Genomic DNA, 15,444 nt, shown 5'->3' on the forward strand with positions numbered 1-15,444 from the left:
ATCGTCCGCTGGAAGAATAGTCAGATCCGGCAGTTCCTGGACCGGACGGTTCGGTGCACGACGCCAGACACATCTGCCAGGTGACTCCAGCCCGGAGAGCCTCCTGCGGTGGCCACACCGGGTGGTGCCGCCCAGCTACCGCGCCACCAGCAGCGCCTTGCTCGTTACGGTACCCCTGTCTCACATTCGGCGGTGACGGAGGGTGACAGGGTGTCGCCTCAAGGGCATGCTGTCGTCCACCCGACAGAAGGTCGGCCCACCGAAGGGTACCTCGGATCTACGCCCATCAATCATAATCACCCCATGACATCAACTGCTCACTATAGGTGAACTAGTGGGCAGGGGAACCAGTGGGGGATGCGTGTGGGTTTCTTCGAAGGCAAAAAGCCGGCCGCAATCTTGAAACACGCCATCATCGATAAGTACACCAGCCCGTTCGTTGGGAAAACCGGCCTGCACTCCCCTGATCACAGGGTTGCAGTAATTGACGGGTACGCGGGGGAGGGCAGGTATGACAACGGAGACGAGGCTTCTCCTGCCCTCTTGCTGCGGAAGGCGCGTGAGCTGGAGGCGATCAACCGGCAGTTGGAGGGCTACTTCGTCGAGAGTGACCCGGAGTCGCTGGCCAAGCTTCGGCAGGTTGTTGCGACAGAGGGGGCAGGTCTGCAAGTGCAGGTCTTCTCCGGCAGCATCGAGGATCACCTCGATGAACTGCTGACCCTGGTGAAGGGCCTCCCCACTCTGGTCTACCTCGACCCGTTCGGGGTCATGATTCCGTTCGCGAAGACGGCCCAAGTGTTCGCGCAGCGACCAGGGCCCCCGCCGGCGACCGAGCTGTTGATCAACTTCAGCGCCGTTGGTCTACGTCGGGTGGCCGGGCTTCTCACGAGCACCAAAGAAAACCCCGGAACACCGGCGACCCTCGCTCGGATGGACGCCGCATGCGGTGGGGACTGGTGGCAGAAGGTCTGGCTCGCTCACGGAGACAACAAGGAGCGCGCGGAGATGGCCGTGGTCGCCGAGTACACGCGTCGGCTAGCTGCCAATCAACGATGCAGCTGGTGGGTCACCCCGGTAAATAACCGCGCTCACCACAAGCCTCTCTACTACCTAGTCTTCCTCACTCGCCACCGCGACGGTTTCAGCGAGTTCGCCGAAGCTTTGTCTCTTGGCCTCGGCCAGTGGCGCAAGGCCGTGTACGACATCGAGAACGCCGACACCCTGTTCGCGGACGAGGCAAGCTTCCTGGCAAGTGAGCGGGCGCTAGAGGACGGCTGGATCAACGATATCGAGGCGAACCTACGTCGACTGCTAGCCGAGGGCAGACCCTTTGTGGTCAGCAAGCGATACAAAGAGGTTTACGGTGAGGCCGCCGGCCAGGCCCGTCAGACCCACCTACGCAAGGCGTGGACGCGGCTCTACCCTGATATCACCAAGACCAGCCCGAAAGGCAAGGGCAAGCTGCTCCAAGCTCTCATCGAGCCGGCGTAAGTTCCCTCGACGGCATCTCGTCCCACGTCTTGCCGTCCAGCAGCCGGCCGCCTGCCTTTGGGGTCCTCCCTCCCCACTGTTTGAAGAAGAAGGCCGCCCCTGCCTTGGCACACTCGTACCGCAGGTCTCGGATCCACGCCGGGTCTACCGGACGGGCGCCCTGCCCAGACTCGCCGCCAGCAATCAGCCAATGGATGTCGGTTAGATCGATGCCATCGAGAGGGCCGAGCAATGGCTCTGCGGAGATGAATCGGACAGCCGCTGGGACGGTGCGAAGGTGGTCCACTCTTGGCAGCTCCTGCTCCGTCTCCACACTGACGCCCATCCACACATTCGGTGGCCAGTCAAGTTGGTCTGCGATTCGCGCTAGCCGTGATGCCCGTTTCGTGAGCACTTGGTAAGTGTGGCGCGGAGTGTCAGCCATAACCTGAAACACCCGACGCACATAGTCGATCGGCACGCGAGCGTGAAACAGATCGCTCATGGAGTTGACGAACACTGTTCGCGGCTCGCGCCAGCGCGCAGGAATGCTCAACGCGTCCCGGTGAAGCGTGACGCCGAAGCCAGGTCCGGAGGTGCGCGGGTCGCCATCGTTCTGGTACTTGGCAGACCCCATCGCCTTCAGGCGCTTCGCCAGACTCAGGGCGTAGCAGTTGTCGCAGCCCGCGGAGATCCGGTCGCAACCTGTTGTGGGGTTCCAGGTCGCTTCGGTCCACTCGATGGCGCTCTTGTCCGCCATGGCCACTCCCTGGGTTGGTTACATCAATACTGTCGAACATGCGTACGGATGGAAAGACGTGCAGACGATCTTTCTTGTTGATCAGCCGACGCATGCGGCAGTTAGGCTTGCCTGCTCGTCCCAACGGGCGAAGGGCACGGTTTGACTCGGCCAGGCCTTCGCAGGCCGATCACCGTTGACCGACGACAATCATCGGTGACGACATTTGCCGAGGCGGCGCAGCGCCCAACCCGACCAGCAGGCTGCAGGGAAGACTCTTACCTGTGGTCGGTGAACTGAGGGGTAGACGGAAGGAAGCTCTCAGGCTCGTACCCAGAACTGCCAGCCATCAGGCGCAGGAGGCCACGACGGATCGGGCCGCCAGCCCTGGGCCGGAATCCAACCTGCGGGCGGCGGCGGCCAGCCCGGTGGAACCACGAACCGCCATTGCGGTACGGGGGCAGCAGCACTCCCGGGGGTCTCTGCGGTCGCCCGCTGTGCGGGCCGGGCTCCTTCAGCCGCTGGCGGCGCATCCAACCACGCATCAGTCAGCGAGCTGGCCTTGCACACGTTCAGCGTGACGTCGGCCTTGACCCGGTTGCCCTTCAGGACTGCACGGGCAGCCGTCAACATCCCGAGTTCCGAGAGGTGGGCAAGCACCGGCAGCATCTCGGCTGACGTCGCCGGGCTCAAGGTGCCAGCGGGCTCCCCGTTGACTCGAACCTCTACCAGCGTTCGCGTCGATCGAGCCCGCTGCTGCTCAACCTGGTGCAACGTCACATAGATCCAGCACTCGCCCTGCGGACTCACCAGTTGAGCCAAGTGAGTCATGCACTTCTCTTCACCCGCCACCTGGACAATACGGCCTTGGGGAAGCATCACGTGCAGGTCGGCTGGCGGCATGTTCGCCGGAACGATCATGTGCGGGTCAGCGAGGTCCAGGGTCACCGATCCCACGAACTGGGGTCGGCGTCGACCGTCCCAGTCTTCTTCCCGTCCCCAGATGCGGGCTCGAACCTGGGGGGTCCAGCCCCGGTTGACGAGCGCCGTGAGGGCCGCCGAGTAGATCTTGGCCTGGCCTTTGGGTAGATACCCAAGGGTCTGCCCGTCATAGGCAACCTTGACGGCATGCGGGTCGAAGCGGTTGGTGGGCTCCGGGATGAGGTGCACGTCCTTCTCTACCTCAGACCCGTACGGCTTGAAGTCTGCCCCGAGTGCCCCTCGGATTTCTTTGGCGTAGTTGGACTCACCTACGACCTCCTGGTTGCACCAGCCTCGCTGGCCCCACAGGTCAAATGGTCGGATCATTGCCGGAGGCTATCGCTCCTGCCCGAGCACTCGTCATCCCCGAACTGCGTAAGTGTCGGGTAGTCGACACGGCATCGCGGGTGCAGGCTGCGAAGCAGCGACAGCCTCGACGCAGGTCGGTGCGGAACGTCAACCGATGAGTCCGGAAGTGGCCGTACGTGGCGGCATCGAGGGCGGGCGACATGGACCGGGAGGACTCCTCGATCCTCTGATCGCCCGCCCCGGCGAGGGAGCCTGGCAGGAAGACCCCAAACCAGCAGCAGTCAACCCCAACGCCTACCGCTGCCAGGCTCCCGACGAACAGTGACTCCCCTCGGTCAGCTGTGTTCGCGGATGGAGCGGACCAGGCCGGCGACATCGTCGGGGACCAGGCGACCAATCGCTCCGCTCGAATAGACGGCCGTCAGCACGGTGCCGTCGGGTGCGAGGACGAACCCGGTCGACTGCAGGTGGTGCGGCTCGCCATTGACGTAGGCACCCGTCGCCTCGGCCACCGCGGCGATGTCGGCACTGTGCCCAACGGGGAAGTCGAGCCGACGATTCGCCACGAGCTGGCCAGAGGCTTCCTCGTCGTCAGAGGAGAGCGCTACGACCCGTACGCCGAGTGCGGCGAGCGTGTCGCTGGCCCGCTGGAACGCCGCGAGCTGCGCGTTGCAGTACGGGCACCATGTTCCACGGTAGATCAACACGACACCGAACCGGCCGGCGAGGTCGTCGGGCAGGTTGAGCGTGCCACCGCCGACGGCGGGGACCTGAAGGTTTGGAAAGCGCTGTCCGTTGCTGAGCCGAGCCACATCGTTCTCCTCGTCGCGCCGGCGCTCCCAAGCGCCGTGGTCTGGACTGACTGGTCCAGACTAGGTTGGGAAGAACTGGACCAGCAAGTCCAGTTTCTTGCTAGGCTTCTTGCCATGACGACCGCGCAGCACACCTCCAAGCTGACCGCCCGGGGAGCAGCGACCAGGACCCGCATCGTGGCGGCCACAGCCGACCTCGTGCGTAGGCACGGGGCGGCGGGCACGAGCCTCGACGATGTGATGGCGGCGAGCAGGACCAGCAAGTCGCAGCTGTACCACTACTTCGCGAACAAGGACGATCTACTCCGAGCGGCCGCATGGCAGCAGACCGACCGAATCATGGCGACACAGCGGCCCGAGTTGGACCAGCTGGACTCCTTGGCCGGCCTGCGCCGCTGGCGCGACAAGTTCGTCGCGGCGCGCGACGAGGCCCAGAATGTGGGTGGCTGCCCGCTCGGGTCTCTGGCCAGCGAACTCGCCGACGGCGATCCACAGACTCGGGACGTGCTACAGAAATGCTTCACCGCGTGGGCATCTCCGCTGCGTATAGGACTCACGGCGATGCGCGACCAGGGACGTCTGAGGTCCGATGCCGACCCGGAAGCACTGGCCGAAGCCATCATGGCCGCCCTGCAGGGCGGGCTGCTGTTGAGCAAGACCTACCGGTCCAGCCGCCCACTCACCCGAGCGCTGGACATGGCGATCGATCACGTGGCCAGCTTCGCCACCGCCCGGTAAGCCCCGGTGGGCGGATCATCGCACCGAAACCACGACGGAAAAGGCGTAGGCGTAGGCGCTCCGGAAGCGACTAACCATGACGCCCTCGTTCAAAGCTGGGGCGCACCGGGTAAGGCAGTCACCAGCCGACGTCGAGGGAGACGACCATGGCGCGTCCGATACTGGAGCTGGACACGGAGGACCTGCGACAAATGGCCGTACGAGGTGGCATTGAGGGCGCGGTCGACATGGACCGGGAGGAACTCCTGGATTCCCTGATCGCCCGCCCCGGCGAGGGGGCCTGGCAGGAGGATCCCAAGCCCGCGGCGGTCAACCCCAACACCTACCGCTACCAGGCACCCGACGAACACTAAATTCCTTGGGTCCGCGACGCGCCGGTGACGACACCCGCCGCCGGCACGCCGCCGACCAAGACCAACGAGCGAGGACCGCTACGACGTTGCGCCCTACTCCCCGCGCGGAACAACCATCGACTGGATCTGTGGCAGCTGGGTCCAGTCACTGGTGATGACGCTGGCGTTGGCGCCGGCCAGGAGCAGCAGTCGGTCCCGCGCCTCCGCTTCGGTGGGGTTGGTGCTGCTGATGGCGGGCTCCACCGCGTGCGCACTGGTCATCACAAGCAGGTAGTTGTTCTCCGCGAACCAGGTGGTGCCCCGGTTGAGCCAGCCGGAGGCCCCGCTGTCGAAGACGACGAACCAGGGCCGGATGTCGGCGTCGTACTGGTCCCGCGGGTCGTCGCCGGCGGTCCCCTTGACGGTGGGGAAGATCTGCACGTCCTCGATCTCTCCTGTTGCCGCGAGATCACGGAGATGCTCCGCGTACTGCTCGTTGGTGGGCGACCAGTCGAAGGGATTGCGGTTCTCCACGGTGCCGGGTACGACGTGGAGGAGCACGCGTCCGGCGAGCTCCTCCCGGGTGGGCCAGTTCCCCGCCTGGGCCGCGTCGTCGAGGGAGTCGTACCAACCTCCGTCGGGTTTGGCCAGCAGGTCCGCCGGGCGGAAGACACGATCGCCGAGGCGGCTGCGGACCAGATTGTCGACCTGATCCACTCCCATGCCAAAGGCGGTGGCGAGGCCCAGCTTCGGCTCGACCTTGATCATGAGTGGGCCGCTGTCGGGGTGGGCGTCGAGCCAGACCCGGATGTTGTCCAGGCAGTCACCGAAGTGCTTGTTCCGGCTACCGGTGTAGAGGTCGGCGAGGGTTGACCCGGTGGTGCAGTTGTTGTTGTTGCTCAGCGGCTCGTCGTGGCTGACCTTCCACTTCCTGGTGAAGATGTTCGGCCAGATGTCGATCTCGATCAAGCTGGTGCCGGTGTCCAGCGCCTCAGCCAGGTAGTCGAAGGCCCCGCGTTCGTAGGTGTTGTGGAGCCCGACAGTGGTCGCGGATGCGAAGGGCATGTCGTTGGCCGGAGCGGCCACGGCTTGCTGGACCGGCACCGCCAGGCTTGCGATCATGATGGCAGCCACGGCCGCCGCACGACGTGCTAGCACTCATCCTCCTCGATGCTCAGAGTTAGCCGAGGCTAGCAGTAGATCGATAGACTTGGGTTTAATGGCAGGTTTTGACCAAGTGCCATCTGGTCAAGTACCGAGAGCGCGACAAGGTCCGATGTAGTCGGCCGGATTCCGGCCCAGGCACCGGGGGCGCGGTCGAGTCGGGCTTCACCTGCGGACACAGTCGAGGGTTACCCATTCGAAGTAGGGCAGTGCGCCCCGACGCTTGACATCATCTATTCGCTCAGTGAATAGTAGCGGCCATGTCCACGCCATACGTGTTGATGGGGTTGCTCGCTGGCGGGCCCAAGCACGGGTACGACCTGAAGCGGGCACACGACGCGCGACTACCCAGGGCGAAACCGCTAGCCTTCGGCCAGGTCTACGCGACCCTCGGCCGGCTGGCCCGAGACGGCCTGGTGACTCCAGCGGGTCAGGACCAAGACGCCGGACCGGAGCGCACCTCATACACGCTGACCGATACCGGCCACGCGGCGCTCACCACGTGGCTCGCGACAGTCGAGCCCCCACTGCCCCACCTGACCAGCGTGCTGCTCGCGAAGGTGGTGGTGGCCCTCCTGGTCACCGACATCAGCCAGGCTCGCGGATATCTGGTCGCGCAGCGAGCGGCGCACATGGCCCGGCTACGGGAGCTCACCGCGCTGAAGACCGATCCGGACGCCACGCTCAGCGACGTGATCGCAGCCGACTACGGCATCGCCCACCTCGACGCGGACCTGCGGTGGCTCCAAACCACCCTCGCTCGCGTGGCTGACCTGCACAAGGAGATAGCTCGATGAGTATCCTGCACGCGTGCGGTGTGGTCCGCGCGTACGGGCACACGCCAGCCCTGCGCGGCGGGACCCTGAACCTGGCGGAGGGCGAGATCGTCGCTGTGACCGGGCCATCTGGCTGCGGCAAGTCGACGCTGCTGCACTGCATGGCCGGCATCCTGCGGCCGGACGCCGGCGAGGTGATCTATCGCGACCATCGCATCGACACCTTGTCCGAGGGCGGGCGGTCACAGCTGCGGCGTACCGAGTTCGGGGTGCTCTTCCAGTTCGGGCAGCTCGTTTCGGAGCTGACCGCCGCGGAGAACGTGGCGCTTCCGCTGTTACTCGCCGGCACGGGGCGGCGAGCGGCGCGGACCGCGGCACTGTCGTGGCTGGACCGGCTGGGTGTGGCGGACCTGGCCGACCAGCGTCCGGGGGAGATGTCCGGGGGCCAGCAGCAGCGCTGCGCGTTGGCCCGGGCGCTGGTTACCGAGCCGCGGGTGCTGTTCTGCGATGAGCCGACCGGCGCACTGGACTCGCTCACCGGCGAGCAGGTGCTCAGCCACCTGGTACAGGTTGCCCGCCAGCAGCGCACGACCGTGCTGCTGGTCACCCACGACGCGCGGGTGGCCGGGACGCAGACCGCGAGGTCGCGCTCCGCGACGGCCAGGTGGACCCGAGCGGTCTCGGCGTTGAGGCAGCGGTCCGATGAGACCGATGACGCTGCTGCGGCTGGCGCTCGCCGGCACCCGCACCGACGCGGCGCGGGTGCTACTGACCGGTCTCTCCGCCGGCCTGGCCACCCTGGGGATCCTGGCCGCGCTGACCGTGGCCGCGATCCCCACCGTCGCGAACGGCCGCAACAACCTGTCCCCGCAGTACCGCAACGCGCTGCTGGCCGAGGCGGGCCTGCGGCCCGGGGTGGTGTTCGCGCTGGTCCTGCTGACCGTGCCGGTGCTGGCGCTGGCCGGCCAGTGCGCGCGGCTCGGCGCCCCGGCTCGGGACCGTCGACTGTCGTCGATCCGGCTCGCCGGCGCGGCACCGGGCCAGACGGTGGCCATCGCGGCGACCGAGACCGGCGTGGCGAGTTCGCTGGGTACGCTGGCTGGCCTCGGCATCTATCTCGGCGGCCGGGAGTTGCTGCACCGGCCGGGGGCCGACGGCCGACTGCCGCTGCCCACGGACGTGCTGCCACCGTGGTGGGCGCTCGCCGCGGTCTGCGTCGGCATCCCGCTACTCTCCGCGCTGGTCGCCGCCGTCATGCTGCGGCGGGTCGTGGTGACGCCGTTGGGTGTGGTGCGACGGGTACGGACGAACCGGCCGAAGCCGTGGCCCGGCGCTCTCATCGCGGTCGGTGTCGGCACTACCGCACTCATCGTCCCGCTACAGCGGGGTTCGGTTCCCTGCCGAGCGAGGTGTTCCTGCTGCTGGTTCTGTTCGCGCTGCTCGCCGCGACGGCCGGGACGGTGTTGGGCACCGGCTGGATTTCGTACCGCGTCGGGCGGCTGCTGCACCGCTTCGCCCGCCGACCCGCCGGGCTGATAGCCGCCCGGCGGCTGATGGCCGACCCGTGGAACGGCAGCCGGACCCTGGCCGCGCTGCTGGGTTGCCTAGTGCTGGCCGGCGGCGCGGCGGTCCTCCGCGAGTGGTTCGCCGCCGACTTCGCATTGCAGGACGAGATAATGCAGCGTTACGCGGCGGCGCAGGGCGTTGACTACTTTCCTCAGGACCACAGCTTCTACTTCCAGTCGCTCGACCTGGTCAACCTGGCGATCACGGTCGGGCTGCTGATCGCTACCGGCGGCCTGGTCGTGGCCCTCACCGAGTCGGTCACCTCGCGCCGACGGGCGTACGCGGCGCTGGTGGCCACCGGCGTCGGGCGCGGCACCCTGGCCCGGGCCGTGCTCTGGCAGTCAATGGCACCAGCGGCGCTGGGCGTGCTACTCGCGCTCGCGGTGGGCACCGGGTTGGCGTACGGCCTCTTCGGCACAACAGTGACCGATTACGACTTCAGTGTCTGCCCGACGGGTGACTGCGAGCAACCGCCGATCATCCGGAATGTGCCGTTCCCCCTGGTCGATTTGGCCCTGTTCGGCGTCGGCGGCCTCGTGGCGCTGCTGGCGGCCGTCGGCGTCGGCCTACTCTTCCTGCGGGCCAGCACCGCACTGGAGGAGCTGCGCGTCTGAGTGCACCGAGGGCGGCGAGCAGCGGCTACGTTAACCCCGTTCCGCGCGGGCAGCGACGTGGGCCTCGATGCCCTCGATCAGCTGCCGCAGGCCAAACTTAAGGTTGGGCTCGGTGCTGGTGGCCCCGCCGGCAGCCCCAGCCGGAATGTCGTAGGCGCCCGCCGGGATGTCGAAGGTGCCGGCAGACCGCAGGGCGCTGAGGGTGGGGAAGCGGTCCGGGTGGGCCACCGCGGCCAGCGCCTCCCCGAAGGGGATCAGGTCGTCCTCGCCGGCCGCCCGGGCCAGGTCGGTGGAGATCCGGGCCAGGCCCTGGGTGGCGCCGGTGAGGAAGAGGGCGAGCGACACCATCTCCTCGTACGTCAGGCCGATGTCTTTGAGGACGGCCAGCAGCGCCTCGAACCAGGCCAGTTGGTGGGGGCCGATCGGTTGGCTGACCTGGGCCCGCAGCATCCACGGGTGGGCCTGGTAGCGGCCCCACAGCGCCGTGACCCAGGCCTCGACTCGCACCTGCCAGCCGCCGGGCACCGCGTCGAGGCCGGGCGGCGCGCCGGAGGCCTCGTCGAACATGGCCTCGACCAGGTGCTTCTTGCTCGGCACGTAGCGGTATAGGGACATCGGGGTCACCTGGAGTCGCTTGGCGACCTGCTGCATGGAGACGGCGTCGATGCCATCGGCGTCGGCGATCGCGATGGCGGTCATGACGACCTGGGTGACGCTGAGCCCGGGCCTCGGCCCGGGACTGCTGCGCGGGCGGTCACCCTCCCGCCAGAGGAACTCGAAGGTGCTTGGCCCGCCGCCTGGCGGAGTCTGCTCGGAACCCATCGTGCCGCCCTTCCGTTGACACCCCACGCTAACCGTGTATAGCGTATAGCCATCAGTATAGTCCATATACAGTTCCCGGCAAACCGCCCCTGACCCTTTTACCGGTGCTGGCACCACCGCCACCGGACAGCAACGGGAGGAGAGCAGTGGGACACGAATACGCGATCCAGGTTCGGGGCCTCCGAAAAAGCTATGGGAAGGTCGAGGTGCTCAGGGGAGTCGATCTCGATGTTCCCCGCGGCACCCTGCTGGCCCTGCTCGACCCCAACGGCTCCGGCAAGTCCACCGTGGTAAAGGCGCTGAGCACGCTCACCCGACCATCGCGCGGGTCCGTCGTCGTCAACGGCCACGGTGTGATGCGGCGACGCAATGGAGTGCGGAGCTCAATCGGGATGGTCAGCCAGTTCGTCGCCCTCGACTGGCTGCACAGCGGCCGGGAAATCTGGTGCTGCTGGGCCGACTCCAGAAGCTCAGCAAGACCAGCGCCGCCCGCCGGGCAGCTCAGCGAGGGCATCACCATCCTGCTCACCACGCAGTACCTGGAGGAGGCCGACCGGCTGGCTGACCAGATCGCCGTCCTCAACGACGGCCGGATCATCGCCCGAGGCACCGCCGACCAGCTCAAACAAGGCGTGGGTCGGGAGCGGGCGTCAGTCGTGCTGAACGGCCCCGAAGACTACCGCCGGGCCGACGACCTGCTGGCCGGGCCGGGTCTCACCCGCGACCCGGAGACCCGCACGATCAGCCTGGCGATCGACGGGCCGGCCCGGGTCAAGCAGCTGCTCGACCTCCTTGCCGAGCACGGCCTGGCGATCGACTCGCTGTCGCTGACCAAGCCCACCCTGGACGACGTCTTCTTCGCCCTCACCCAGCGGGCGACCGACACCCCGGATCCCGACCCGATGCCCGCCCGCCACGAGCCCAACGACGAGCTGGGAGCCGCCCGGTGACCACCCAGACCCAGACCGGCGAGGGCGTCGCCCGACCGGACACCCGCACGAAGCTGTACTGGGCGATCAACGACAACCTCGTCCTGATCCGCCGACATCTGCGGCACCTGACCCGCAGCCCCGAACAGCTCTTCACCGCGATCATGCTGCCGGCGACCCTGCTGCTGCTGTTCCGTTTCATGTTCGGTGGGGCGATCGATGTCGGAAACACCGCCTACGTCAACTACCTCGTCCCCGGCATTCTGGTCAACAGCATCGCGATGGTCACTGTTTCCACCAGTGTGGCCGTCCAGTCCGACATGCAGGAAGGCGTGGTCGACCGGTACCGGACGATCGCCATGGCGGAATCCGCGGTAATCATCGGTCACGTCGTCGCCGCCGTCTTCCGCGCGACGATCTCGCTGGTCACCATGGTTGGCCTTGGAATCGCCGTGGGATTCCGCCCGGCCGGCTCCGCCCTCGACTGGTTGCTGGCCGTTGGGGCGCTGCTCCTGTTCGCCTGCTCCTTGGCCTGGGTCGCCGCCGCGCTCGGCCTGGTCGCCAGGTCGGCGGACGGTGCCGCCGGACTCGGCATGATCTTCATGTTCGACCCCTACGCCAGCAGCGCCTTCGTCCAGCCGGAGTCGCTCCCCGACGGTCTGCGCGGCTTCGTCGAGCACCAACCAGTGACCCTGGTTGTCGACACCGTTCGCGGGCTCCTGCTCGGGCTGCCGGTCGGCAACACCGGCTGGTACGCGGCGATCTGGTGGGTCGCGATCCTCGGCGTGGCGGCTCCGGTGGCCACCCGGCTCTACCACCGCCGGTACGCCTGAGGGCCGAAACCCGTACCGGTCACCCTTTGCCCGCCAACGGGCGGCCATCACTCAATCGGGTCGGAGTTCGGCCGACACCCTGCCTAAAATCGCCGAAGTAAAACATCAGAACAAGCGCTGCAACTAGGTTTAGCCAGCAGGCAAAGCAAGACTTACCTTACCTAGGTAAGGCTTACTTACTTAACTCAAGAGCGGCAAACAACGAAACATGATTATTCCTTACTGGGCGAGGTTTACTGCTACAGTGTTGGCGTCGGAAAAACCCGCAGACCTTACCGGCTCCATGTTTACGTCTCGCCGCTGCGGCAATGCTGACTGACACCTTGTTTCGCCGCGCTGGCTCGTTCCGGCCTGCCGGCCCGCACGGCCTTGGAGGCATCAATGAAAACTCTGCTGCAGTCACCCCCAGTACGCGAATGCGCCGCCACGGCGTGCAGTTTCAACGACGGCGGTTGCCACGCTCCCGCGATCACCGTGGCCTCGGCGGGTGACGCCGCGTCCTGCGCGACGTTCGTGGAGTCCGCCGTCTCTGGCGGGGTCGCCGAGGTTACCGGCGCGGTGGGCGCCTGCGCCCGCTCCGAGTGCACCTTCAACACCAACCTCGCCTGCACCGCCGAGTCCATCACCGTCGGCCCCGGCGCCACCGCCAGCGACTGCCTTACCTACCGGCCCGCCTGACAGCCGGCGCACCGGTCCACCCAAAGCCCTCGGCTGAACAGCCGGGGGCTTTGGTGTGCTTGGTCAGCCCGCCGCTACCCTCGGTGGCCGCCCGCTCCCACCCGGCCCGCGGTGAACTGCCTCACCTGCGGCATCGGCAATCGAGCATCGCGCTTGGCAAGGTTAGCCTTACCTATTAGAGTCGAGTCCCGAGGCCGAATTCACTTCACTTCCATGGCCGAGGGGACTACATGGCGTTCCATCCAGGCGACTGGCCAGCGAGTCTGACCAGTTCAGCGCTCGCCCGTGGGGCGATGTCGGAAACCGCACTCGCGGGCACCCGCATCCTGCCGACCGACCACCACGCGGTGATCTCGCGCTCCGCCCTCTCCACCGCCACGTCCCTGCGGCTGTGTCTCGGCGACACCTCCGTTGACCTGATCCAGTCGCACGCCGTGCTGCCCGACGGCACGGTGATCCTGGCGGTTGACGCGATGAGCCCGACCGGCGGACTGCTGGTGGCGGCCCGCGGGCGACCTGGCGAGGTACAGCTCGACGTCACCCAGCTCGTCCCGGTCGCCGTGCGCTCCCGGGTGCGGGCCAGAGTGCGGGTAACGGGTACCGCGCACCGATTCGACCCGGCGAACCTGGAGTCCTGCGACGCCGACACGGTGATGTCCCTGCTCGACCTGCCCCCCGTCGCGCTCTGGGCGGTCCAGCCGGTCGAGGTCGCGGTCACCAGCGGCGACGACGAAGCCCTGGTGGGCGCCAGCACCTACCGGGCGACCTGCCCGGATCCGCTCGCCGCGGTCGAAGCCACCCACCTTCAGCATCTGATCCGGCACCACCGGGACGCGGTGGACCAGCTCACGACCCTGGTCAACCCGGAATTGACGGCAACGGCAACGCGAGTCGTACCAGTCGCGGTTGACGCCGACGGCGTGGTGCTGCGCGCCGAGGCACCAGACGGACACCTCGATGTCCGGCTGCCGTTCGCCCGCCGGGTCACCTGCAGCACCGACCTCACTGCGGGGCTGCGGGACCTGCTGGCCAAGGCCGCACCGCACCGGTCCGGCGGCTCGCCCCACGGCACGGCCACCGAGACTGCCGCTCCGGCAGCCGGCTGCGACCTGCCAGCGACGGAGTGCGGGATTCCCTCGGCCTGATCGTCAGCTCAGCCCGGTCCGGATGATCGTCAACTAAGCCAGGTCCGGGAGCGCCGACCGCAGGCAGCACACCGCTCAACCAGCGCAGACATGCGTTCGCGGAGCTCCTCCGGGTGGCGTAACGCCGGGGTGAACCCGAGCCGGACGTCGCGGTGGCCGCTCACCCGCTCCAGCCGAAGCACCAATCCGTGCCGGTCCAGGCGAAGCGGGACGACCCACCGTACGCCGTACCGGTGCCGTGGTGCGACCAGACGGCAGAGCGACTCGACCGTACGCGGGTGGTGGCGGTCGAGGTGGCAGAGGAGATCCGCCTCCTCGGCGGCGAGTGGGTCCGGTTCGGCGGCGGCGAAGTCATCCGGATCCACCGTCGTGGTGACCCCGTCGATGCTGAGCTCGACGGCGGCGAGGTCGAGCTCGACGGACAGGTCCTCGTTGTCGCCGGGGGCTACCGGGGTCAGGTCCTCGGTGTCGCCGGGGGCGACCGGGGTGAGCCAACCACTGAGCGTGGCACGGCCACGGACGCGCTCCCGGACCGGTGTCGGCGCCACATCGGTGATCTCAATAACCGCCGCGACCTCGCGCTGGCGGGTGATGTCGGTGGCTAGCCGGCTGCCGATCGGGAGGTCCATCCTGACCCGACCGCTCGGATCGAGCGTGTGCCGGTTGATCAGGTCAGCCCGGTGCCCGGGTGTCCGCAGCTCCAGCGAGGTGGCCGCGGCGACGATCGTCCGCAGCCGCTGCGCGGAAGTCTCGGGGTAGGTGTTGCTCAACCTGCCACCTCCTATTAGGTTAGGCTTACCTTACTAGAGAGGTGTAGAATGAACCAGTCCCGCCCCAAGGTCAAGCGCTCCCGCGCCCTCGGCATCCCCCTGACCCCGAAGTGCGTGCGCTACTTCGAGCGCCGCCCCTTCCCACCCGGTCAGCACGGCCGATCCCGCAAGAGCACCAGCGACTACAAGATCCGGCTCCTGGAAAAGCAGCGGCTGAAGGCGCAGTACCACGTCAACGAAGGACAACTACGGCAGGCGTTCACCCGGGCCGCCCGACTGGAGAGCAAGACCGGCGAGGCCCTCATCGTGGATCTGGAGACCAGGTTGGACGCACTGGTGCTGCGGTCCGGGCTGGCGCGGACGATCTACCAGGCCCGACAGACGGTCACCCACCGACACATCACGGTGAACGGGCGCCGGGTCGACCGCCCTTCGGCCCGACTCCGCCCCGGTGACGTCATCGCCGTCGCCGCCGGCAGCCGCACCAAGACACCCTTCGTCGTCGCGGCGGCCGGGGCGCACGCCGGGGAGAAGTCCGCGCCCTATCTGGAGGTCAACCTCGCCGACCTGACCGTACGACTGCTCCGGCTACCGCTGCGGTCCGAGGTGCCGGTCACCTGCCAGGAACAACTCGTCGTCGAGTACTACTCACGCTGAGCATCGTCCCGGCCTCGGAACTTGTCAAGGCCGGTGGGACCAGTGGGTGTTACGCCGCTTGCGGCATCGGTTGATCGGTAGCGGGTTCGGTGGGGTTGATCCAGACGGT

At 67.4% G+C, this 15,444-nt stretch carries 17 protein-coding genes and 2 pseudogenes; 13 read left to right on the top strand and 6 right to left on the bottom strand.

Going from position 1 to position 15,444, the window contains the following annotated elements:
* Nucleotides 1-363 precede the first annotated feature (363 nt).
* Nucleotides 364-1,491 (top strand): three-Cys-motif partner protein TcmP, encoded by a 1,128-nt coding sequence (tcmP, locus tag K228_RS0122085; RefSeq protein ID WP_188116235.1) that lies wholly within the window; start codon nt 364-366, stop codon nt 1,489-1,491.
* On the opposite strand, the gene K228_RS0122090 is transcribed toward tcmP, so the two are convergent.
* The gene (locus tag K228_RS0122090) at nt 1,475-2,230 is read right to left on the bottom strand and encodes a DUF5131 family protein (RefSeq protein WP_025620373.1); all 756 of its coding nucleotides are present in this window, start codon (nt 2,228-2,230) and stop codon (nt 1,475-1,477) included. The genes tcmP and K228_RS0122090 overlap by 17 nt on opposite strands.
* A 300-nt stretch (nt 2,231-2,530) precedes the next feature.
* Nucleotides 2,531-3,517, bottom strand: a complete 987-nt coding sequence (locus K228_RS28965; protein WP_025620374.1) for an HIRAN domain-containing protein — start codon at nt 3,515-3,517, stop codon at nt 2,531-2,533.
* Nucleotides 3,518-3,653: 136 nt separating this feature from the next.
* Between K228_RS28965 and K228_RS28970 the strand changes: the two are divergent.
* Nucleotides 3,654-3,824: pseudogene (locus K228_RS28970) on the top strand (hypothetical protein).
* Between the two features lie 10 nt (nt 3,825-3,834).
* Here the strand turns inward: K228_RS28970 and K228_RS0122100 are convergent.
* On the bottom strand, nt 3,835-4,311 hold the full coding sequence (locus K228_RS0122100; RefSeq protein ID WP_025620375.1) for a peroxiredoxin family protein: 477 nt from the start codon (nt 4,309-4,311) through the stop codon (nt 3,835-3,837).
* A gap of 114 nt (nt 4,312-4,425) precedes the next feature.
* On the opposite strand from K228_RS0122100, the gene K228_RS0122105 reads away from it, so the two are divergent.
* Together K228_RS0122105 and K228_RS0122110 are read left to right on the top strand one after the other, a co-directional pair.
* Entirely contained in the window at nt 4,426-5,049 is a 624-nt protein-coding gene (locus tag K228_RS0122105) for a TetR/AcrR family transcriptional regulator (protein ID WP_025620376.1), read from the top strand.
* A 146-nt stretch (nt 5,050-5,195) separates the two neighbouring features.
* Nucleotides 5,196-5,402 (top strand): hypothetical protein, encoded by a 207-nt coding sequence (locus K228_RS0122110; RefSeq protein WP_025620377.1) that lies wholly within the window; start codon nt 5,196-5,198, stop codon nt 5,400-5,402.
* A 93-nt stretch (nt 5,403-5,495) separates the two neighbouring features.
* On the opposite strand, the gene K228_RS0122115 is transcribed toward K228_RS0122110, so the two are convergent.
* On the bottom strand, nt 5,496-6,503 hold the full coding sequence (locus tag K228_RS0122115; protein ID WP_188116237.1) for a phosphatidylinositol-specific phospholipase C domain-containing protein: 1,008 nt from the start codon (nt 6,501-6,503) through the stop codon (nt 5,496-5,498).
* A gap of 302 nt (nt 6,504-6,805) precedes the next feature.
* Here K228_RS0122115 and K228_RS0122120 point away from each other — a divergent pair, with 302 nt between their 5' ends.
* The 4 genes and pseudogenes from K228_RS0122120 (at nt 6,806) to K228_RS30480 (ending at nt 9,501) form a co-directional block, all read left to right on the top strand.
* Nucleotides 6,806-7,342, top strand: a complete 537-nt coding sequence (locus K228_RS0122120) for a PadR family transcriptional regulator (RefSeq protein WP_025620378.1) — start codon at nt 6,806-6,808, stop codon at nt 7,340-7,342.
* A pseudogene (locus tag K228_RS27695) lies at nt 7,339-8,027 on the top strand (ABC transporter ATP-binding protein). Before K228_RS0122120 ends, K228_RS27695 begins: the two are co-directional and overlap by 4 nt.
* A complete protein-coding gene (locus K228_RS30475) occupies nt 8,024-8,857 on the top strand; it encodes a hypothetical protein (protein WP_245603545.1) in 834 nt (277 codons plus the stop codon). The pseudogene K228_RS27695 and the gene K228_RS30475 overlap by 4 nt, the downstream one beginning before the upstream one ends.
* A gap of 17 nt (nt 8,858-8,874) precedes the next feature.
* The gene (locus tag K228_RS30480) at nt 8,875-9,501 is read left to right on the top strand and encodes an FtsX-like permease family protein (protein ID WP_245603546.1); all 627 of its coding nucleotides are present in this window, start codon (nt 8,875-8,877) and stop codon (nt 9,499-9,501) included.
* 30 nt (nt 9,502-9,531) lie between these two features.
* Here the strand turns inward: K228_RS30480 and K228_RS0122135 are convergent, their stop codons facing one another.
* The gene (locus K228_RS0122135) at nt 9,532-10,323 is read right to left on the bottom strand and encodes a TetR/AcrR family transcriptional regulator (protein ID WP_025620380.1); all 792 of its coding nucleotides are present in this window, start codon (nt 10,321-10,323) and stop codon (nt 9,532-9,534) included.
* A 146-nt stretch (nt 10,324-10,469) separates the two neighbouring features.
* Here K228_RS0122135 and K228_RS27700 point away from each other — a divergent pair, with 146 nt between their 5' ends.
* From K228_RS27700 to K228_RS0122155, 4 genes are all read left to right on the top strand, one after another.
* Entirely contained in the window at nt 10,470-11,273 is an 804-nt protein-coding gene (locus K228_RS27700; RefSeq protein WP_155251607.1) for an ABC transporter ATP-binding protein, read from the top strand.
* Nucleotides 11,270-12,085, top strand: coding sequence for an ABC transporter permease (locus K228_RS0122145; protein WP_025620381.1), 816 nt, complete (start codon nt 11,270-11,272; stop codon nt 12,083-12,085). Before K228_RS27700 ends, K228_RS0122145 begins: the two co-directional genes overlap by 4 nt.
* Before the next feature lie 381 nt (nt 12,086-12,466).
* Nucleotides 12,467-12,763 (top strand): DUF1540 domain-containing protein, encoded by a 297-nt coding sequence (locus K228_RS0122150; protein ID WP_018724492.1) that lies wholly within the window; start codon nt 12,467-12,469, stop codon nt 12,761-12,763.
* Nucleotides 12,764-13,056: 293 nt separating this feature from the next.
* Nucleotides 13,057-13,908 carry a DUF2470 domain-containing protein gene (locus K228_RS0122155; RefSeq protein WP_188116238.1) on the top strand — a complete coding sequence of 284 codons (852 nt, stop codon included), beginning with the start codon at nt 13,057-13,059 and terminating at the stop codon, nt 13,906-13,908.
* Nucleotides 13,909-13,937: 29 nt separating this feature from the next.
* On the opposite strand, the gene K228_RS0122160 is transcribed toward K228_RS0122155, so the two are convergent.
* Entirely contained in the window at nt 13,938-14,678 is a 741-nt protein-coding gene (locus K228_RS0122160; RefSeq protein ID WP_025620383.1) for a DUF2470 domain-containing protein, read from the bottom strand.
* Nucleotides 14,679-14,726: 48 nt separating this feature from the next.
* On the opposite strand from K228_RS0122160, the gene rpsD reads away from it, so the two are divergent.
* Nucleotides 14,727-15,335: a 30S ribosomal protein S4 gene (gene rpsD, locus K228_RS0122165; RefSeq protein WP_025620384.1), complete on the top strand. Its 609-nt coding sequence runs from the start codon at nt 14,727-14,729 to the stop codon at nt 15,333-15,335.
* Nucleotides 15,336-15,444 lie beyond the last annotated feature (109 nt).

It is taken from the genome of Salinispora cortesiana (genome assembly GCF_000484695.1).
GTDB lineage: Bacteria > Actinomycetota > Actinomycetes > Mycobacteriales > Micromonosporaceae > Micromonospora > Micromonospora cortesiana.